Source organism: Paenibacillus sp. fava2, from assembly GCF_058313675.1.
This window is the reverse complement of the sequence record NZ_CM177755.1, coordinates 5,947,386-5,968,650: the sequence shown is the minus strand read 5'-3', so window position 1 is coordinate 5,968,650 and position 21,265 is coordinate 5,947,386. Positions and strand designations below refer to the sequence as shown.

Below are 21,265 nucleotides of genomic sequence, written 5' to 3'. Positions count from 1 at the left end.
AAATATGCGCAAGCAAATATAATAGAGAGATTTGGAGGCAGGAAGATTCATGAAAAGAAAGAACTGGAAACACCTTACGATGCTGTTTACGCTAACCGCTGCGGTGGGCATGGTTGCGGCGGGCTGCGGCAATAACAATACAGCAAGCGGCAGCAATGCCGGGAATTCGGGCGGAGCTGCAGAAACGGCGGCACCGGCGGAAGCGGCGGTCGTAACACTGGGACTGCTGCCTTCGATCGACGCTATTCCGTTCATCATCGCGCATGAACAGGGCTTCGATAAAGAGCATAACGTTAACCTGGATATCCAGACCTTCAAAAGTGCCAAGGACCGCGATGTAGCGTTCCAGGCCGGCAAGGTAGACGGCATCAGCGCCGATCTGGTGGCGATTTCGATCTATAACGAAGCAGGACTGGATGTTAAAATCACCAGCACCACTACCGGTGAATTCGACCTGCTGACCGGTAATGACGACATCAAGGATGTGAAGGATCTGAAGGGCAAAACCGTTATTTTGTCCAAGAACACCTCCACTCAATATACGGTAGCGATGATGCTGAAGCAGGCAGGACTGACTGAAGCCGATATTACGGTCAGCGAGGTACCGCAGATTCCGACACGGCTTGAGCTGCTCAAGAACCAGAAGGCTGATGCAGCTGTACTGCCTGAGCCGTTTGTAACGATGGGCGAGTCCTCCGGCCTGCGCGTGCTGAGCTCCACTCACTCTGCCGGCGTGAACCCGTTCGTGTTCGCTTTTCCGCAAAGTGTAATTGATGCCAAACCGCAAGCCATCCGCGACATGTATGCCGCTTATGATGATGCTGTAGCCTATATGAAATCTCACGATCAATCGGAATATATCGATCTTATTATCAAAGAAGTGGGTTACCCGGAGACATTGAAGGATCAGATCACAGTGCCCGCTTATGAGCCGGCTGTTCAAGTGGATGTGAAGGAAGTAGAGGCGGCTTTTGCCTGGGCGCGGGAGACAGGCCTGCTGACCAAAGATATTGCCCCTGAAGATGTGATCTCCGATGTCCAGTTTGGAAAATAACGGACTCTGCATCCGGGAACTGCAGGTCGAGTACAAGGGAGGCCAGGTGGCGCTCGGCAAGGTTAACCTGACGCTGCCCGAGCACGGCATCTATACGATTATCGGGCCTTCCGGCAGCGGTAAATCGACGCTCCTGCGGGCGGTTGCCGGCCTGCTGCCGGGCTACAGCGGAGAGCTGCTGTACAACGGCAAGTCCGTGCATGACAAGGATACGCTGGTCGGACTTGTCCCGCAGAACTACGGCCTGCTGCCATGGAAGACGGTCCGGGACAACATCCGGATTGCCATGAAGATCACCGGAACGGCTGCTGCGGATAAGGCAGACCGGGAGATGCGGATCACCCGCTGGCTTGAGGCGATGGGAATCGCCGGGCTGGAGGGCCGCTATCCGCTGTCGCTTAGCGGCGGGCAGCAGCAGCGGGTGGCGATCGCGCGGGCCTTTGCGATTTTGCCGCAAATGATGCTGCTGGATGAGCCGTTCTCGGCGCTGGATGCCGTGACACGCGAGGCGCTGCAGCAGATTTTTCTGGATAACTGGCTGGCTCATCCGGCGACGGCGCTGTTTGTTACCCATGATGTGGACGAGGCGATTTTGCTGGGACAGAAGATTGTTATCCTCCCTGCAGGCACGGGGAAACAGACGGAGCTTGAGGTGCTCGATAACGCTGCTGTGTTCGGGATGAAGCATGAAGAGAAGCGGGACAGCGACGAGTTTTTTGAGCAGACAAAAGTGATCAGAAAGGTAATGCAGGAGAAATGGTGATGAACAAGCGGATTAACCACGTGCTGCGGCTGTTGTTTGTTTTTGCGGGTATGAATCTGGTCTGGTATATCGTCTACCTGCTGATGAACCATCCGATTCTGCCGTCTCCCGGCTCTGTGTATAAGGCGATGTTTCAGCTGGACGGCCATGAGGTGCTGCTGAATGTCGGGTACAGTCTGCTGCGGATTTTCGAGGGTGTGCTGCTGGCGCTTCTGATCGGCCTGATGATCGGACTGTTAATGGGGCGCTCGCCGCTATGGAACAAGCTGCTTGATCCGGTCGTCTATCTGACCTACCCGATTCCGAAGATTGCTCTGCTGCCGGTGGTGATGCTGTTCTTCGGTCTGGGCGAAACCTCCAAGGTGCTGATGATCATGCTGATTCTGCTGTTCCAGATCATCATCTCCGTGCGCGACGGGATCAAGGCAATCCCTGAGACTACATATGATGTGCTGACCAGCATCGGCGCAAGCTCCGTGCAGAAATTCTGGAATGTGACGCTGCCCGGAGCGCTGTCGGTTATCCTCAGCACGATCCGGGTGTCGCTCGGCACCGCCATTTCCGTGCTGTTCTTCACCGAAATTTACGGCACGGAGCATGGCATGGGCTTTTTCATTATGGATGCCTGGCTGCGGCTGGATTATCCGGAGATGTATGCGGGCATCATGCTGTTCAGCTTAGTCGGCTTCGTGCTGTTCCTGCTGGTCGATCTGCTGGATTACAGGTTCATGAGATGGCGGCGGTAAAAGTAAATATATCTTGTTGTGTGAGGCGGCCCGGTGAGGGGCCGTCTTTTTGAGTTGTGGGCGTTAGAAAAAAACAGGTTCCGCTTCAGGTGGCGATTGGGGAAAATCAAGGGCAAAAATGCCCTTGATTCCGGCGAAAGTGGCCGGATGTGCGAAATGAAGAGCAAAAATGCCCTTGATTTCGCCGGAAGTGGCCGGATGGGCGAAATGAAGAGCAAAAATGCCCTTGATTCCGGCGAAAGTAGCCGGATGGGCGAAATGAAGGTCAAAAATGCCCTTGATTCCGCCGGAAGTGGCCGGATGGGCGAAATGAAGGTCAAAAATGCCCTTGATTCCGGCGAAAGTGGCCGGATGGGCGAAATGAAGAGCAAAAATGCCCTTGATTCCGGCGAAAGTAGCCGGATGTGCGAAATGAAGAGCAAAAATGCCCTTGATTCCGCCGGAAGTGGCCGGATGGGCGAAATGAAGAGCAAAAATGCCCTTGATTCCTCCGGGAGCGAAGGAATGAAAGAAATGTGTTTACCAGGTTGAGTATAATCCGCATTCATTACGGAATGTACGGCACTTCAAACGGTGATATTGATCATTTTTAGCAAATGTACAGGAACCGGGTCGGCTTATGGTTGCTTCTGAAATTTCCTGTCATAAATAAAATATGGAAAAGTTATGTATTTGTATTTATAATTTAGGAGAGTGGATGCTGGCTAAAATAGTAAAAAGTAAGCGTTTGCTGATACTATTGCGTCTATGCTAGCAAAACTTAGGCCTATGCTTCCGAAGCGAGTTTTGTACGAAGAATGCCAGGAAGTCTATGCTAGCAAAACTTAGGCCTATGCTTCCGAAGCAAGTTTTGTACGAAGAGTGCCTAGGAAGCCTATGCTAACAAAACTTAGGCTTATGCTTCCGAAGCAAGTTTTGTACGAAGAATGCCAGGAAGTCTATGCTAACAAAACTTTTAGGAGGAGATATTTTGAGTAACGACAGGAAACCCTTTATCGGGCAGACCGCAAAAGCGGCTTTGATTACTTCGGTGGCGGTCGCTTTAATGCTGCCCGGGGGATTAGCTTCAGCAGCAGCTTCCACTTCCAATACTACCGTACAAGAAGCACCGGCAAAAGCTGCCCAGACAAATGCCGAGACACCTGATCCGGCAGAGGCCAAGGTTACCCAGGAGCAGGCTGTGGCGAAGCTGAAAGCATTGTTCCCTGTGCTGAAAGATGCTACTGTCTCGAACACACAGCTTGGCTCAGGCAACTCCTATCCGATGAATCCGGACCAGCTGGTCTGGAATATCCAGTGGGAATTCCGCACCGGCAGCACAACTTACGGTTTTTCGAGTGAAGTTGATGCCATGACAGGAGACTTGATCTCTACATATCTGTATTCCCCGTTTGTGGGACAGACGGACAACTTCTATCCGCCAAAGGTATCACGGTCAGACGCGCTGGTGAAGGCCAAGAGCTTCGTTTCCCAGGCAGCACCAACGCTGAAGAGCAGTGATCTGCAGCTCGATGAGAATATTATAATGAATGATTCGGCACTTTTTGGTCCTGTACAGTACTCCTTTTATTTCAATATCCTGGTGAACGGACTTCCTTCATCCAGTGACTCCGTACGGGTTACGGTTGACGGCAGCGGAAATGTCATACAGTTCAGCAAGTCAACCTCCGGCCTGAAATATCCCTCCGCCAAGCCGGCAGTGTCCAAGGAACAGGCGGAGAAGAAATTTAAAGAGAGCTTCGATGTTGCGCTATATTACACCCCTGTTTACAAAAAAAATGAGGTGGACAGCTGGGTGCTCAGCTGGAGGCCGCAGAATGAAGGGCTGTATCCGATCGATGCCCAGACCGGCAAACGGGTTGACTATGAAGGCAGCGATGCAGCTGCTGCTCCTGTCGTTTATGAGGCCGTTCCGGCCGGTAAGGAAGTTTTCCAGCCGGTAACCAGCGGCAAGGAGCTTACCGTCGATGAAGCGGTCAAGCAGGTGAAGAAGGTGGCAACCATCCCGGCGAACCGCAAGCTGGTCTGGCAGACGCTCAGTACCAATTACCAGAACAGCAAGCAGAAGGTATGGTCGCTGGCCTGGAGTAATACCTCCGAAACCAGTTATGCCGGAATGCCGCAACGCACTTATGCTGAGGTAAACGCAACGACTGGTGAGGTTCTCCAGTTCCAGATTGATCAATATACCTATCCATTGGAGAGCACTGTGCAGGCTACCGCAGCTGCTCCCGCCGGAAGCAAAAAGCTGAGCCAGGCGGAAGCCAAGCAGCAGGCCCTGTCGCTGATTAACCGTTTGTATGACCAGGCCAGCAGCAGCCTGAAGCTGGCCGAGCACGGGGGAACCTGGAGCGTTCTGCCGAATGACAAAGGCTTCCGTTTTGAATTCATCCGTTACTTCGACGGTATCCCGGTAAGTGAGAACACGATTACGCTGACGCTGGACCTTTATGGCAAGCTGCAGACGTATTCGAACTATGGTGCTGCCAACTTCAGTAAAATCACCAAACAGCCTGCGCCGGCAGTTACCAAAGCTGAGGCACTGCAGAAATACTTAAACCTGTACGCCTTGAAGCTGCAGTACAACACAACGGGAGGCTATTTCAGCACTTCCAGTGGCGGATATACCGATCCTAAGGTAAGACTGGTTTATTCCCCTGCACTGGTTGATACAACCAAGCCGTATGAAGCGCTCAACGCGCAGACAGGCAACTGGTTCACCATTTACGACTATAACCTGAGCGGACAACGCCCGGCTGCTGCTAGCGCGGTTGATATTAAAGGCCATGCTGCAGAACAACAGCTGACCGAGCTGCTGAAATACGGCATAATTACGCCGGATGCGGAAGGCAAGGTGGGTCCGGATCAGGTGATCACGGTAGGAGACTGGCTTAACTACATTGCCAAAGCCTCAACACCGTACTACACGCAATATTCCGCAAGTGCAGAAAATAAGGCAGTTGCCGGAGTCAGTCCTGACAGCGCGTATTTTGGAGCTGTGAACTATGCCGTCAGCCGCAGCTGGCTGGACAGGGATGCGGTAGTGAAGCCGGAGGACAGCCTTACCCGTGAACAGCTTGCGGTGCTGCTGGCTTCTTTCCTGAAATACAGCAAGCTTGCCGCCTTCCTGAATAATGACACTACAGTCAGCAGCTTCAGCGACAGTGCATCCATTACGAATAAAGGGGCTGTAGCCCTTGTTGTACGGCTGGGGCTGCTCCAGGGCGAAAATGGCAAATTCAATCCGCAGCAGCAAGTAACCAAAGCTCAGGCAGCCGCTGTTATCATGAAGCTGGTGGAACTGCAGGGCAAGACCGATACGGCCATCGGCCAGCAGTATATGTAGATACTGTAGCAGCCGGAAGTTACACTTACCCGCAGATAATATCTAACAAGCAAGACCGGAAACCTTCTCAGATAAGGTGGCGGTCTTGCTTTTTTGTTGTGTTTATCGGGTTACCTGAACGTACAGCCGATGCTCTTGTTATAATGTGAAATGGATTTCCCCTAAAAGGTAAAGAGAAGATACCGAATGTAAAGGCATACCACTCGAGCTGTTAACGCTTTCTTTATACAATAGGGATGTAGAATAAAAGGGAGGTTCTGAGATGACAAGCAAAAACAGAAAGTTTCCTGTAATGGCAGCAGCGCTGGTTTTGTCCATAGCATTTAGCGGCTGCTCAAACAGCAACGGAAATAACAGCGCGGCTGACAAAGAGGGTGACGCGGCCCCGGCTGCGGCTGCGGCCAATGCAGGGGTACAAGGAGGACCGCTTACCAAATACGACCCGCCGATTACGCTGACCTCGACCATGAATGAGACTGGCAAGGAGACGCTGGCAGAAGGGGATACACACGCCAATAACGTTTGGACCCGGGGATATGAGGACGAGCTGGGCATTAAAGTCTCTTATGACTGGATCGTAGCCGATGCCAACTATAACGATAAAATGAACGTTACCCTGGCCAGCGGCGATTTGCCGGATGTGCTGAAGGTAAATATGGTGCAGTTTGAACAGCTGTACAAGGCCGGCATGCTTCAGGATTTGACTGAGGTCTATGATCAATATGCTTCTGACCTGGTGAAAGAGTATTACAGTGAAGAGGATGGCGCTGCCCTAAAGCCTGTGACGAAGGACGGCAAGAAGTATGCAATGGTAAGCTACGGGGGCTCGCTCGATTCCTCGGATATGGTGTGGATCCGCAAGGACTGGCTGGATAAGCTGGGACTAGCTGAGCCAAAGTCAATGCAGGATATCATCAAAATCGCTGAAGCCTTTGCATTTAACGACCCGGACGGCAACGGCAAAAAGGATACTTATGGAATCTCCTTAAGTAAAGATCTGCCGATTAACGGCTTCCTGCTGGGTTACCATGCTTATCTGGAGACTTGGATCAAGAATGATCAGGGAGACATTGTGAACGGAACGATTCAGCCTGAGGTGAAGACGGGACTTGCTGAGCTGCAGCGCCTGTATAAAGAAGGGGTAATTGATCCGGAGTTTGGGGTAAAAGATTTCGCCAAGCAGATGGAGGATGTCAATGCAGGCAAAGCCGGGATGTTCTTCCTGCCGCAATGGGCACCTTTCCAGGTGAAGGATATGATCAAGAAGAACGTGGATGTGAACTGGGTTCCATATCCGGTACAGTCTATTGATGATCAGCCGGCCAAGACACAGAACCATCTGTCCCTCGGCGGTGTCTTCGCTGTACGGAAGGGCTACGAGCATCCTGAGGCATTGATCAAGCTGCTTAATTTCCAGGCGGAGAAAATGTTCGGCAAGTCGGCAGCTACAGAACGGGCTAAATACTTAAACGGCGATACAGGACTCGGGTTCCAGAATGCTGTAGTATCCAACCTTCCGCCAAACAAAAATGTGAAGGCGCAGGATGAAGTAGAACAGGCATTGAAGACAGGTGATACCTCCAAGATGGGACTGGAAGCCAAATTATTCTACGACGACATTCAGGCTTACCGCGGCGGCGATCTGGATAAATGGCACATGGAACGGATTTTTGGGCCGCTCAGCTCACAAGGAGTCATCAAGTATTACCGGGATAATGATCTGATTGTGATGAATGAATTCATTTATGCGCCTACCAAGACTATGAACAGCAAATCAGCTACACTGGATAAGCTCCGGTCGGAGACCTTTGTGAAGATCATTTACGGCAGTCTGCCGGTTGATGATTTCGATAAGTTCGTAGCCAACTGGAAAAAGCTTGGCGGAGATGAGATCACTAAGGAAGTAAACGAGGTTGTGAAGGGACAATAGAGCTTCAATCTGCAATAGGACTGTCCGGCGGTGTAATAATGACCGCTGGCGGTCCCTTTTTATATGCGGGTCAAAAGGTCAATAGAAGATACCCAAAGTCAACACGCTACACTATTTAGTCGGTTTAGGGCTGTCTTATAATCAAGGTAACAAGGAGGAGACAGCATATGCATTTTAATCCCAAGCAGTTTCTGCGTAATATTCCGCTGCACTTAATGATACTGCCGGCCTTATTGCTGATCATTATTTTCAGTTATATCCCGATGGCAGGACTTGTGATTGCCTTTCAGGACTTTTCCCCTATTTCTGGATTTCGTGATATGACCTGGACGGGTCTGGAGAACTTCCGTTATTTGCTTGACCTTCCCGGGTTTAGACAGGTGGTATGGAACACCGTTATTATCTCCGTACTCAAAATCATTGCCGGCCTGACCATTCCCGTGATCGCGGCGCTGCTGCTGAATGAGGTCCGCTCGAACGGTTTTAAACGTTCCATCCAGACGATCATTTATATGCCCCACTTTTTCTCCTGGGTCATTCTTGGCGGCATCATTGTTGATGTGCTGTCTCCAAGCAGCGGGATTGTCAACATGCTCCTGAAATCACTGGGCATCCAGCCCATTCAATTCCTGGCCGATAACGGCTGGTTCCGGTATGTTCTGGTCATTACCGACCAATGGAAGGAATTCGGCTTCGGAACGATTATCTATCTGGCCGCTCTGACCAGCATTGACCAGTCACTCTATGAAGCCTCGGTCATTGATGGTGCCGGACGCTGGAAGCAGACCTGGCATATTACCCTGCCGGGAATCCGCCCGATTATGATTCTGATGCTTACGCTCAGCTTGGGGAATGTACTGAACGGCGGTTTTGACCAGGTATTCAATCTGTACAATCCGCTGGTATACGAATCAGGCGATATTCTGGATACGATGATTTACCGGATCGGTTTACAGGAAGCGCAATATTCAGTCTCCACGGCACTTGGTTTAATCAAATCGGTCGTATCCTTTGTGTTTATCGGCCTGGGCTATTATCTGGCCTACCGTTTTGCTAAATACCGGATTTTTTAGAGAAAGGACTGGGCTGAATGCATCATACCTCTAGTGCGTACCGCTGGTTTCTCCGCTGTAATTATATGCTTCTGACTGTAATTGCGCTGCTCTGTCTCTTTCCCATTATCAATATTCTCGCCATTTCCTTCAGCTCAAGTGCGGCGGTCAGTGCAGGAAGCGTGACGCTGTGGCCCGTTGACTTTACCTTGTCCTCCTACCGCTACATGCTGGAGAACAACCAGTTCATTCAATCGTTCGGAACCAGTCTGCTTCGCGTCGTGCTGGGCGTATCCGTCAACCTGCTGTTTACCGTCCTGGTAGCTTACCCGCTCTCCAAGGAAGCAGCCACCTTCCGCTCACGGACTGCCTATGCCTGGATTTTCGTCTTTACGATGCTGTTCGGCGGCGGGTTGATTCCCGGATACCTGGTAGTCAAGGAAATGGGACTCCTGGATAGTGTATGGGCGCTTGTTCTACCGGGAGCGGTACCGATCTTTAACGTGCTGCTGATGCTGAACTTTTTCCGAGGCCTGCCCAAAGAACTGGAGGAAGCGGCCTGGATGGATGGAGCCGGCCATCTGCGCACCCTATGGAGTGTCTATCTCCCGGTCTCGCTGCCCAGCATTGCCACTGTAACGCTGTTCGCGCTGGTCGGCCACTGGAACGCCTGGTTCGACGGAATGATCTACATGCGCAGCCCGGAGCATTATCCGCTGGCTACCTATCTGCAGTCGATCCTGCAGCAGGTGTCGGTGCAGAATGAGAATGTTACCTTTGAGCAGGCAGCGCTGCTGAATGAAATCTCCGACCGGACGACGCAGGCCAGCCAGATCTTCCTATCTATTCTGCCGATCCTGGCGATCTATCCGTTTCTGCAGAGGTATTTTGTGCACGGTCTGGTCGTTGGCAGTGTGAAAGGGTAAACTGTAATAAGTATAAAGCAGGAGCTGCGTATTCGCGGTTCCTGCTTTATGCCAGTTTGGCAGGAGAGGACATTTTCCGATGAAACCATTCGCAATCCGCTGGAATCCGAATTCCATCGTTATCAAGCTGATCGGCGCTTTTTTGCTGGTTATGCTGCCGCTCTGTGTGCTCAGCATCTCGATAACCTATTACAGCTCTAATCAGATGCAGGCTGAGGTCGAACGGGCCAATGAATCGAAGCTTCATTTTTACTACAGCCATCTGGAATTCGAGCTGCAGCGTATGACTGCGCTGGTTACCGAATATTCGCTTGATGATGCGCTGTCGACCTTCAGCACGCGTATTCCGATCATGAGCCGTTATGAAATCGATTCCAATTTAAATGATATTCTCACCAAGCTTCTGCAGATACAGCAGACCAGTCCTTATATCAGTGACGTTGTCTATTATGTTCCGCAGATCAACAAACGGGTCAGCGCCGTGGACGGCATCAGAGAGGTTACGGACGCGGAGTGGCAGACCCTGCTTGGCACCATGGGTAATCTGAAAGGGGCATTATCCAAATCCGGGGATGAGCTGTATCTCCTGCGCAGCAATCCGTTTAATCTGGACAGCAATGTTCCTCCGAATTTTCTGCTGGGGATCAAGCTCTCTTCAGCGGAGCTTGAGCTGCGGCTGAAAGAATTCGCCGCCTCGGGCGGAAGTGATATTACACTGGCGTTTGGCAGCCATAATGAATATGTCGTTTCTTCCTCGGAACAACTGCCGGAGCTGCTGCCGGAAAGTTCTCCGGCGGAGGAGAGGGAGGCAGTGAGTGTTAAACGGTACCGGGTAGAGGATTCCTTCTATTATTCGCTGTATGACCAGGAGAATAACTTCACGCTGACTGCCGATATCCCGAATACAGTCCTAATGAAGCCGATTCACATTTACTCGCAGCTGCTGCGGCTGTTGCTGGTGGTCTCCATTGGAATTATCGTCCTTTTTTCTTTATGGACCTACCGGACCATTCACCGGCCGATGGCTGTGCTGATCCGCGGCTTCCGCAAAGCGGAGCAGGGACAGACCGGCATCTACATCACCCATTCCCGCAAGGATGAATTCGGATATATGTATTCCCGGTTTAATGAGATGCTGAAGCATCTGCATACCCTAATCCAGGAGAATTATGTGCAGCGCATACGTACAGGTGAAGCGGAGCTGAAGCATCTGCAGTCGCAGATTACACCGCACTTCCTTTACAACAGCCTATTCAGCATCAAGCAGATGGCAGAGGTTGAGAATGTGGAGCTGATCAAGGAATTTTCAGATTATCTCGGTCAATATTTCCGCTATATGACCCGAGACTTCGCCCAGGAAGTAACTTTGCAGCAGGAGCTGGATCATGCGCTCGTCTATCTTGCGATCCAGCGAATCCGCTTCGGAGCCAGAATCAATGCTGAAGTAGCTGAAATCCGGCCGGAATGGCGTGCGATTCAGGTCCCGCGCGTTCTGCTGCAGCCAATTATTGAAAATATATTCGAGCATGGGCTTCAGCATAAAAGCAGCAACGGACTGATTAAGATGAGCTATGAGACAACAGAAGACAGGCTGACCATAAAAATTGAGGACAACGGGGATAGTCTTGGCGTAGAACAGCTTGAGCTGCTGCAGAGGAAGTTTGCCTCCCAGGATACTGCCACCCAGGGCGAGATAACAGGATTACTTAATGTGCATCAGCGCATACGCATCAAGTTTGGTGCAGCTTTCGGGCTGCAGGCAGAGAGAAGTGAACTAGGCGGACTGTGTATTCGGGTTAACATTCCAGTAAGAGGAGGCAGCAGCGGTGCAGCGGATGATGATTGTGGATGATGAGCCGGTCATTCTGGACGGGCTGTATGAATTTTTTATGAAGGCGGAGCTTGCCGATCTGGAGATCATCAAGGTACATTCTGCGGACCATGCGATCGATTGGCTGAATGCAGTCAAGATAGACATTGTACTCAGCGATATTTGTATGCCCGGCATGGACGGCATGGAGCTGATCAAGGAGATTGTCGACCGCTGGCCGCGCTGTAAAGTAATTCTCTTAACGGGCCATGATGAGTTTAATTATGCGCATCAGGCGATTCGCAATCCTGTTGTAGTGGACTATCTGCTCAAGACCGAGGGAATGGACAAAATCCGTTCCGCCGTCACCCGGGCGCTGGAGAGGATCGCCTTGGAAGATGTGGACCAATACCAGACGCAGTGGTTCCGCGATAAGCTTCCCCGGGCTTTGCCCCAGTTACAGCAGCAATTGCTGCTGGATATACTTAGACGCACTGAAGGGATTGACCGGAAGGTCCTGCAGGATGAGTTCGATGCAATTCAGCTTCCGTTCCGGGCATCACAGCTGGTAGCACCGCTTATTTTGCGTATCGAAGCCTGGAGGGATGTAGAGACGGCCTCGGACCGGAGCCTGATCCGTTATGCCGTGGCTAATATCGCAGAAGAACTGTTTAGCGATAAGGCCGAAGTGAAAGCAGTGGATCTCGACCCGGGAACGATTGCCTGCTTTGTTCAGCCTGAGCGTGACAATCGTCTACAGGTGACAGAAGCGGAGCAGTGGTTGAAGACACTCCGGTTTGTTCACGGTACCATGGAGACAGTCCAGCAGGCTTGCAGCAAATGCCTGCAAGTATCAGTATCCGTGATTTCCAGTGATGGAGCAGTGGCGTGGCCCGAATTGAAATATGCTCTGAACCGGCTGCGGCTGGCCGTGTATGACCGGCCCGGACTTGGCATGGAAAAGCTGCTGAGGGTTAATGTTACAGAGGCAGGAGCCAGTCTTGGACCGATGATTAACCATAATGCAGCAGCCGAACTTCTGCTAGATTATGTAAAGCAGCGGCTACTTGAAGGAGACGGCGACTGGAGCGGATCGTTCTGTAAATGGGTGGAGCTGTGCGGAGAGGGAGGCCCGGAGGACCCTTTTTTCCGGCTGCGGCTGCTGTCCGGCATAAGCGGTACCTTGCTCCAGACCTTGCAGGAGCTGGGGTTGACGGAGGATGCCCTGAGTGAGATGGACCTGTCGGCCATGCTGCATTTTAATATTCATACCCGATGGACTGAAGTTGTTGCATTCTACCATACCTTTTTTGAATGGATCATTTCCAAGCGCAGCGCCTTCCGCAAGTTTGATGAATCGAACATCCTGTCAATGATTCACCAGTACATCAAGTTCCACCTTGGGGATGATTTGTCGCTGACCCGTATCGCCCAGGAGGTATCGCTGAATCCGTCCTACCTGTCACGCTGGTATAAACGGACCACTGGAAAGGGGATTTCCGATTATATTCTGGACAAGAAAGTGGAGCTAAGCAAGGAACTGCTGCTGGGAACGGCTATGAAAATGCACGAGATATCCGCCCAGCTCGGCTTCAGTGACCAGCATTACTTTTTCCGGTTTTTCAAAAAAACCGTCGGCTGCACGCCGCAGGAATTCCGGGAGCACCGGAAGGTTCAGATCTGAAGCTGTGTGCCGCTCCATCAGTCCAAAAAAGATCGTTCTCAATGTGCCGTTAAACGCACATAAGAACGATCTTTTTCGATTCGTTATCGCGAACAGGGCTGCCTCTGTTACTAAAGCGCCGGGCTCTTGATGATAGTTATGCTGTAATCCTTCGCTGCAACATGGTTCTCGGCCTTAACAGTAAGTGCCAGCACGGTGCTGTCCCCCTGCAGGGAGACGGTTCTTGGCTGTGTATCATCAATCAGGATACCGCTGCAGTAGAGCAGGCCATTCTTGTGTGACAGTCCGGCGCGAAGCACTACAGACTGTGTTCCGGAAGGCACGCTCAGGATGTAACGGCTCCGGTCTGCTGTGAACGGATGATCCAGTGTTCCGGCATCAAAGCTTAGGCTGTCCAGCTCTGCCCGCTGATCGAAGCCAGTCATCATCCGCAGCAGGTCAAAGATTCCGTTCATGCCGCCCGGAATGACGAATTTGATTTCCAGCTCTGTGCGATCCTGAACAGCCTCCGCAGGAATCAGATAGCTCTTTGTATAGAAGGAACGGGGTTTATCCGTCATCAGCGTATCACTGGCCAGCAGCTTGCCATCTGCATAAATATCAATGGCCTTGCCGTTATTGCCGGAGAAATAAGTGACAGACAGATAGTTGTCCCGCTGTGGCAGAACCTTGATCTGATAACTGAACCAGCCGTTATTCTCGGCCTGTCTGATGTTATATCCATCCCAGGTGGCTACAGTGGTGTTCTCACCTCTGATCTGATGCTCCAGCTCATACTGGTCATTGCCGACCGGAAGGTTGTCGATCGTTGCTTCCTGTACGCGCTGGCGCTGCTTGCCCTGCAGGATATGCTCCTGAAGCTCGACGGAGTCAGCCTCTACCAGCTTCCAGTAGATGCCGTAGCGCTCATCATGCTGCTTGTAATGAGGGGTGAACACCTGCCGGCCGTCTTCGTCCGTACCCCGGAGTACGAAAGCCAGCTCCCCGTCCTGTTGAACAAAATGCTGATCAAAATCCTCGAGCCAGCGATCCGCACTCTGGCCGGCAGGTGTAATGAAATCCTTGACCAGCATGTTGCGGGTCGGTACGCTGACAGCCACACCGGTAGCGGATTCGGCCAGATCCTCTGTGCCGAGTGCAGCGCTCAGGACCACCGGTCCATAACGGAAAGCCACGACATTCTGGGCATCCGGCAGTGTACGGTAGGACGGCTTCATCGGCAGCCGGAGACGGAGGGTATCCCCGTCTGACCACTCCCGCTCCAGCACGGCGTAGCGGCCGGACAGGTCAATGGCCTGCTTCTGCCCGTTAAGCGTCAGCTCCGCCTCGCCTGCCAGCCAGTGGGGCAGGCGAAGATGCAGGGCAACGGGCTGACCGGCCTCTTTTAGCGTACGGATTCTGAATTCGGCAGTGTCCTCATAGGGGAAATTGGCCGTCTGGGTCAGCTCAATGCCGTATTCCCCGGCAAGCACAGTCGAGCTTACGTACTGGTTCACATGGATGCCGCTGCTGCCATGGAAATACAGGCTGTCGTTCAGCTTGGTGAAGCTCTCCATTCCTGTTCCGGTGCAGCACCAGAAATGGTCAAACGGCGAGCTGTATACCTTGAAGTAGCCGGTGGCCATCGGCTGAAAATACATCGTCATCCCGGTATGCGGATTCTGCGACGAAAGGATGGCGTTGATAAAGGTATTTTCATAGAAATCCATATATTTCGCATCACCGGTAATCTTGTATAATTCCCGGCTCAGCTTCAGCATGTTGTAGGTGTTGCACGTCTCTGCCGTGAAGTTCGAGCGCTCCGCGTCGAGTATATCCGGGTCGCCAAAATGTTCCCATTCGCTGTTGCCGCCCGTTACATAGCTGTGGTGGAGAACCACCATATCCCAAAATTGCTGCGCAGCCTCCAGATAGAACCTCTCGCTTTCACCCAGCACCCGGTACCGGTTCAGCGCCCCGAGGAATTTCGGAATTGTGGTATTGGCGTGCTTGCCTTTCAGGATATCCCTGCCTTCCTGCACCGGAGTGAACAGGCTCAGCTCGTCGAACATATGGGCAGCCTGCAGATGGTGCTCGTCTCCGGAAATTTTGTACAGCTCGTAGAGACAGTCGTTCATCCCCCCGTACTCCACGGACAATACACGCTCCTGAATTTCCGCTGACCAGCCTGTGCTGCGCTGATACACCCAGCTTCCAAGCCGGGTAACCAGAGTGTAAGCTGTATTGCTGCCGGTAGCCCGGTATGCCGCAGTCAGCCCTGCGATGATCTTGTGCATGGTGTACCAGGGTACCCAGGCAGGCTGCCTGTTCTCGACATTATCAAACAATTGTTCGGAAAAGGCCGATAGGTAACCGCTGTCAAACTGGCAGGAAGCAAGCTCTTCCATCAGATACTCCAGCCGCTGGAGCAGATGTGTGCTGCGGGTGGTTTCATAGGCCTGAGACAGCGCGCTCAGATAATGGCCCAGGGTATGGCCGCGGATTTCGGTGCTTTCCCAGCCGGGGTATTTTTCACTCCTGGCAGGCAGGCCGCGGTTTTCGCGGAAGCCGGCGACCAGACGGTCGAGGTCATAGCTTTTGAGATATAGTACTTCTTTGGAGAAGGCGTTGACGAAATAGGGATCGGTCACCGCAACCTGGTCCATCCGGAAGCCGTGCAGCATGGGCCGGCCTTGAATATGCGAAGCGGTATTGTGAGTGGTCATGTTTATAATCTCCTGCCTCTTGAGTTTCGGGCCGCCGTCCTGCCGGCGCCTCCGTTCTTGCTCTAACAACAGCTTATATTTTCATAGGATCAGAGGTAAATAGTGCAACGTTTGAATTTGTGTGAAAAGGTTAGGTGAGCCGGTGACACGCGGACAACAATTTGTATATATTTTTACGTTATATTTCACTCGTACATAAAATAAAAATAAAAATAATTAACCTGTGAACCGCTATTGAAAAGGAGAATGTCCATGCCCGGGAACCCGGAATATATCAATCCGCTGGTAGAACAGCGTGCTGACCCATGGGTGTATAAGCATACCGACGGTTATTATTATTTCACCGCTTCCGTACCGGAATATGACCGGATTGAAGTGAGAAGGGCACAGACCCTGGAGGAAATCGCTGCGGCACAGCCTGTTACAATCTGGCGCAAATATGATTCCGGACCGCTCAGCGCCAACATCTGGGCGCCAGAGCTGCATCATATCGCTGATAAATGGTATATCTATTTTGCCGCTGCCCATACCTCGGAGACGAAGGAAGGGCTGTTCGACCACCGGATGTATGTGCTGGAGAATGATTCTGCGAATCCGCTTGAAGGAGAATGGGCCGAGAAGGGGCAGGTAATAACCGCCTGGGAATCCTTTGCGCTGGATGCGACGGTGTTCCGGCACCGGGGCGTACTGTATTACGTCTGGGCGCAGAAGGATCCGGAGATTAAGGGGAATTCCAATCTCTATATATCGGAGATGAGGAATCCGTGGACGCTGCAGGGCAGGCAGACGATGATTTCTGCTCCGGAGTATCCGTGGGAGACGATCGGCTTTCGCGTAAATGAAGGACCTGCAGTATTGAAGCACAACGGCCGGATTTACATCAGTTACTCTGCCAGTGCTACGGATTACAACTATTGTATGGGGCTGCTTGCAGCGGATGAGGACAGTGATCTGCTGGATGCTGCTTCCTGGAGCAAATCGGCGGAGCCGGTGTTTAAGACCTCGGAGGAGAACAGCCAGTACGGGCCGGGGCACAACAGCTTTACTGTCAATGAGCACGGGGAGGATGTGCTGGTCTATCATGCCCGCAATTATAAAGACATTACCGGTGATCCGCTGTATGACCCGAACCGTCATACGCGGGTCCAGGTATTCGGCTGGAAGGAAGACGGTACGCCGGATTTCGGAGCTCCTGTCAAGGACGGCCCATTGAAGCGCTAAAGCAAATAACCCGGAAGACTGCACCTTGGGAGGTGCAGCTTCCGGGTTATTGTTTTAATGAGAGGATGCTTTATTTACCGAGCTGCTTGTCGACTTCCTTAATCGGATTCTCGTCGGTTTTCACTTCTTCAACCTTGCTGCTCAAGAACCAGCCGGTAGCGGCAATGATGATCAGAACAACATAGAAGGTTGTTTTCCACCAGGTGCTGTGGGCGAAGTCTTCGGACAGAACACCCAGGGAAGGGTGAGCCAGTGTAATAACCGCAAGCTTAACCCCTACCCAGCCTACGATGAAGAAAGCGGCAATTTCCAGACCCGGACGGGTATGCAGCAGCTTAACGAAGAACGATGCCGCAAACCGCATGATGATCAGGCCGATAAATCCGCCGGCAAAGATAACGAGGAACTGACCGCCGTCGAGGCCGCCGATGTGGCCGATGCCGCTTGGCGGAAGGGCAACCGCCAGGGCAACTGCAGCCAGGATGGAATCGACTGCAAATGCGATGTCAGCCACTTCAACCTTAAGTACAGTGAACCAGAAGCCGGCTTTCTTTTTGTCGACAGCTTTCGGGCTTCCGCTTTCCACAGCTTCGTCCGTGACCGGCTTTTTGATAAGAAGCTTTCGGAAGATATGATTCCCTGCTATGAACAACAGGTAAATGGCTCCGATAGCTTGTACTTGCCAGATGTCCACCAGATATGAGATGACAAAAAGTGAACCGAACCGGAACACGAATGCTCCCGCCAAACCGTAGAACAGCGCTTTTTTACGTTCCTCATCAGGAAGGTGTTTAACCATAATTGCCAGTACCAGTGCGTTATCTGCGGCCAGCAGCCCTTCCAGTGCGACCAGAACGAGCAATACCCAGCCGTACTCCAATAATAATCCCCAATCCATTGCTGTTTCCTCCTCATTCGGATGTAAATATCTCTTGAAAAGAATACCCACATTACCTAATTTTGATCAAAATATATATAAAAAAGACCTTTACCAAACAGATCAGCCTTTGGGATAAAGGTCTAACCTGATTGGTAAAGGTCTCGCTAGCAATAGTTCATTGCCGATAAAGCCGGAGAATATCCTCATATTCTCGTATTGACGACTTTATCTGAAATATAAGCAGTTTAGCATTGAGCCTGGAACTGTCTTATATTATCCACAGAAACGGGCACGATTTCTCGGTGAAACCGGCAGGTTGTTTCTGTTTACGCAGCTACTCCCCTTTACGGGATATATGAAGTTAAGGACGTTCGTTTGAGTCATGCGATTAACCTAAAAGTATCATATATGAGCTCCGGAGGATTGTCAATGGTCCTGAGAACAAATATCAACTGCAAAAATAGAGAGAATGGAAACGGAAACATGATAAGTATGAGTTAATTAATCTCACATGTCTTTTGTCGATACTGCAAACATAGGGAAAACAAGGGCTTTTTCAGCTTGTATGTAATTGACGGTACGGGTCTGGAAAAATATGATGAGAGTAATTCAAGCGGTCAAGCGAGTTCTTTGTTAGATAAAATAACATATAGCTCACCGCTGTTTCTGCCACTGCCGTACAGCCTGTCATGGAGGTAACATCAGAAAGTTAAGCTTCGCAAAACGAAGCGTATGCTTCCGAAGTGAGTTTTGCTCGAAGCGAAATCAGGGATGCAAATGCTCGCAAAACGAAGCGTATGCTTCCGAAGTGAGTTTTACTGCGAAGAGTTTTCAAAGAAGTTAAGCTCCGTAAAACTTTTAGGAGGTGGGAAATGATGCAGCCGTCGTGTATATCAAATGAAGCAGAGGAGGAGATCAGCCGCCACCCTTGCTACAGCGAGGAAGCTCACCGGTTCTATGCCAGAATGCACATCCCGGTTGCGCCCGCCTGCAACATCCAGTGCAACTACTGCAACCGCAAGTTCGACTGTGTTAATGAGAGCAGGCCGGGCGTGGTCAGTGAAGTGCTGACACCGGAGCAGGCGGAACGCAAGGTGAAGGGGGTCGCGGCCCAGCTGATGCAGCTCTCCGTAGTCGGCATAGCCGGCCCGGGCGATCCGCTGGCAAATCCGGAGCAGACGTTTGACACCTTTGCAAGGGTGAAACAGCATGTCCCTGATGTCAGTCTCTGCCTCAGCACTAACGGTCTTACACTTTACCGGCATGTGGAGGAAATCCTTGAGCTTGGTATCCGCCATGTCACCATCACGATCAACGCCATTGACCCGGATGTCGGCCAGCACATTTATCCCTGGGTATTCGATGAAGGGATCCGGTACGAAGGAAGGGCAGCGGCGGAGCTGCTGATCAGCCGCCAGCTGGCAGGACTTGAAATGCTGGCAAAGCTGGGGATTCTCGTTAAGGTTAATTCGATTATGATTCCGGGGGTCAACGATCACCATCTGCCGGACGTGTCCAAAAGGGTAAAAGAGCTCGGGGCCACGCTGCACAATGTAACACCGCTGATTATCGCGCCGGGAAGCCAATACGAAGCGGACGGCCGCAAGGCGCCACGTCCGAAGGAGCTGCACAATCTGCAGGAGCTGCTGGGGCGTGAAGGAATGAAGGTCATGCGTCACTGCCGGCAATGCCGGGCTGATGCCATCGGGCTGCTCGGCCAGGACCGTAACCAGGACTTCCCGCTGGAGGCGATGGAGGCCGATCCGCTCATTGATCTGGAGGCCAGGACCCAGTTCCAGAGCGACCTCGACGTCAAAATCCGCGAGCGGGTCACCGCGAAGCGGGCCAGAGCCAGAGGGCGCTGGGAAGATTCGCAGAAAACAAGAGTTGCCGTAGCCACCAGAGGCGGCGACAAGGTCAATCAGCATTTCGGCCATGCGACGGAATTCCTTGTGTATGATACCGACGGGGCTGAGGTCAAGCTGGTCGGTGTCCGCAAGATCCAGGCGTATTGCCACGGCAAGGCGGATTGTAACGGCGACAAAGCCGCTACGCTGCAGGAAATTATCTCTATTTTAAGCGACTGCCGCATTCTTCTCTGCTCCGGAATCGGAGACGGCCCGCGGGCCAGCCTGAATAAAGCCGGTGTACTGCCGCTGGTCCGCAAGGGCGGCATACAGGACATGATTCTTGAAAGCGTCAAGTACAGCTCCTATTTTGAAAATATGAACATTTCGAAGGGATGATGAAAAATGAGACAAATAGCTTTCTACGGTAAAGGCGGTATCGGTAAATCGACAACTTCGCAAAACACCCTGGCTCAGTTAGCTACAAAGTTCGGACAACGCATTATGATTGTCGGCTGTGACCCTAAGGCAGACTCCACCCGCCTGATTCTGAACACCAAAGCGCAGCAGACCGTGCTTCATCTGGCTGCTGAGCTAGGCTCCGTGGAGGATCTGGAGCTGGATGATGTACTGCAGACCGGCTTCGGCGACATCATCAACGTGGAATGCGGCGGGCCTGAGCCGGGTGTAGGCTGTGCGGGACGCGGGATCATCACTGCTATCAACTTCCTGGAGCAGGAAGGTGCTTATACCGATCTGGACTTTGTATCCTATGACGTACTCGGGGACGTTGTGTGCGGGGGCTTCGCAATGCCGATCCGTGAGAATAAGGCGCAGGAAATTTACATCGTCTGTTCGGGGGAAATGATGGCGATGTACGCTGCCAATAACATCGCCCGCGGGATTCTGAAATATGCCACCAGCGGCGGTGTCAGACTGGGCGGACTGATCTGCAACAGCCGGAACACCGACCGTGAGGATGAGCTGATTACTGAGCTGGCCCGCCGCCTGAATACGCAGATGATTCATTTTGTGCCGCGTGACAATGTCGTTCAGCACGCCGAGCTGCGCCGGATGACTGTTGCCCAGTACAATCCGGAGCACAAGCAGGCCAAGGAATATGAGATTCTGGCCGAGAAAATCCTCAACAACAAAATGCTGACCATCCCTACCCCGATCTCCATGGAAGAGCTGGAGGAGCTGCTGATGGAATTCGGGATCATCGAAGATGAAGAAGCAGCCATTCAGAAGCTGCAGGCTTCCGGACAATAAGCAACAGCGGGCGCCAAGGTGCCCCGCCA

15 protein-coding genes are annotated in these 21,265 nt (G+C 52.0%); 13 read left to right on the top strand and 2 right to left on the bottom strand.

What is annotated here, in order from left to right:
• The first annotated feature begins 49 nt into the window (after nucleotides 1–49).
• The 10 genes from AC4G46_RS26185 (at nucleotide 50) to AC4G46_RS26140 (ending at nucleotide 13,311) form a co-directional block, all read left to right on the top strand.
• Nucleotides 50–1,054: an ABC transporter substrate-binding protein gene (locus tag AC4G46_RS26185; RefSeq protein WP_491125283.1), complete on the top strand. Its 1,005-nt coding sequence runs from the start codon at nucleotides 50–52 to the stop codon at nucleotides 1,052–1,054.
• Nucleotides 1,035–1,817: an ABC transporter ATP-binding protein gene (locus tag AC4G46_RS26180; protein WP_491125282.1), complete on the top strand. Its 783-nt coding sequence runs from the start codon at nucleotides 1,035–1,037 to the stop codon at nucleotides 1,815–1,817. The genes AC4G46_RS26185 and AC4G46_RS26180 overlap by 20 nt, the downstream gene beginning before the upstream one ends.
• A complete protein-coding gene (locus AC4G46_RS26175) occupies nucleotides 1,817–2,563 on the top strand; it encodes an ABC transporter permease (RefSeq protein ID WP_039876672.1) in 747 nt (248 codons plus the stop codon). Before AC4G46_RS26180 ends, AC4G46_RS26175 begins: the two co-directional genes overlap by 1 nt.
• A gap of 96 nt (nucleotides 2,564–2,659) precedes the next feature.
• Nucleotides 2,660–3,094: a hypothetical protein gene (locus tag AC4G46_RS26170; protein ID WP_491125281.1), complete on the top strand. Its 435-nt coding sequence runs from the start codon at nucleotides 2,660–2,662 to the stop codon at nucleotides 3,092–3,094.
• Nucleotides 3,095–3,533: 439 nt separating this feature from the next.
• Nucleotides 3,534–5,909: a YcdB/YcdC domain-containing protein gene (locus AC4G46_RS26165; protein WP_491125280.1), complete on the top strand. Its 2,376-nt coding sequence runs from the start codon at nucleotides 3,534–3,536 to the stop codon at nucleotides 5,907–5,909.
• A gap of 262 nt (nucleotides 5,910–6,171) precedes the next feature.
• Nucleotides 6,172–7,839: an extracellular solute-binding protein gene (locus AC4G46_RS26160; RefSeq protein WP_491125279.1), complete on the top strand. Its 1,668-nt coding sequence runs from the start codon at nucleotides 6,172–6,174 to the stop codon at nucleotides 7,837–7,839.
• A gap of 167 nt (nucleotides 7,840–8,006) precedes the next feature.
• Nucleotides 8,007–8,912 (top strand): ABC transporter permease, encoded by a 906-nt coding sequence (locus tag AC4G46_RS26155; RefSeq protein WP_491125278.1) that lies wholly within the window; start codon nucleotides 8,007–8,009, stop codon nucleotides 8,910–8,912.
• Between the two features lie 17 nt (nucleotides 8,913–8,929).
• Nucleotides 8,930–9,817 carry a carbohydrate ABC transporter permease gene (locus tag AC4G46_RS26150; protein WP_491125277.1) on the top strand — a complete coding sequence of 296 codons (888 nt, stop codon included), beginning with the start codon at nucleotides 8,930–8,932 and terminating at the stop codon, nucleotides 9,815–9,817.
• 79 nt (nucleotides 9,818–9,896) lie between these two features.
• Nucleotides 9,897–11,669, top strand: coding sequence for a sensor histidine kinase (locus AC4G46_RS26145; RefSeq protein WP_491125276.1), 1,773 nt, complete (start codon nucleotides 9,897–9,899; stop codon nucleotides 11,667–11,669).
• On the top strand, nucleotides 11,653–13,311 hold the full coding sequence (locus AC4G46_RS26140; protein WP_491128981.1) for a response regulator transcription factor: 1,659 nt from the start codon (nucleotides 11,653–11,655) through the stop codon (nucleotides 13,309–13,311). Before AC4G46_RS26145 ends, AC4G46_RS26140 begins: the two co-directional genes overlap by 17 nt.
• A 110-nt stretch (nucleotides 13,312–13,421) precedes the next feature.
• Here AC4G46_RS26140 and AC4G46_RS26135 read toward each other — a convergent pair whose 3' ends face one another.
• The gene (locus AC4G46_RS26135; protein ID WP_491125275.1) at nucleotides 13,422–16,016 is read right to left on the bottom strand and encodes a beta-L-arabinofuranosidase domain-containing protein; all 2,595 of its coding nucleotides are present in this window, start codon (nucleotides 16,014–16,016) and stop codon (nucleotides 13,422–13,424) included.
• A gap of 252 nt (nucleotides 16,017–16,268) precedes the next feature.
• Between AC4G46_RS26135 and AC4G46_RS26130 the strand changes: the two genes are divergently transcribed.
• Nucleotides 16,269–17,237: a glycoside hydrolase family 43 protein gene (locus tag AC4G46_RS26130; RefSeq protein WP_491125274.1), complete on the top strand. Its 969-nt coding sequence runs from the start codon at nucleotides 16,269–16,271 to the stop codon at nucleotides 17,235–17,237.
• Nucleotides 17,238–17,307: 70 nt separating this feature from the next.
• On the opposite strand, the gene AC4G46_RS26125 is transcribed toward AC4G46_RS26130, so the two are convergent.
• A complete protein-coding gene (locus AC4G46_RS26125) occupies nucleotides 17,308–18,135 on the bottom strand; it encodes a TerC family protein (protein ID WP_491125273.1) in 828 nt (275 codons plus the stop codon).
• Between the two features lie 854 nt (nucleotides 18,136–18,989).
• Here AC4G46_RS26125 and nifB point away from each other — a divergent pair.
• Nucleotides 18,990–20,363, top strand: coding sequence for a nitrogenase cofactor biosynthesis protein NifB (gene nifB / locus AC4G46_RS26120; RefSeq protein ID WP_491125272.1), 1,374 nt, complete (start codon nucleotides 18,990–18,992; stop codon nucleotides 20,361–20,363).
• Between the two features lie 6 nt (nucleotides 20,364–20,369).
• Nucleotides 20,370–21,236: a nitrogenase iron protein gene (gene nifH / locus AC4G46_RS26115; RefSeq protein WP_068728337.1), complete on the top strand. Its 867-nt coding sequence runs from the start codon at nucleotides 20,370–20,372 to the stop codon at nucleotides 21,234–21,236.
• The last annotated feature ends 29 nt before the right edge of the window (nucleotides 21,237–21,265 follow it).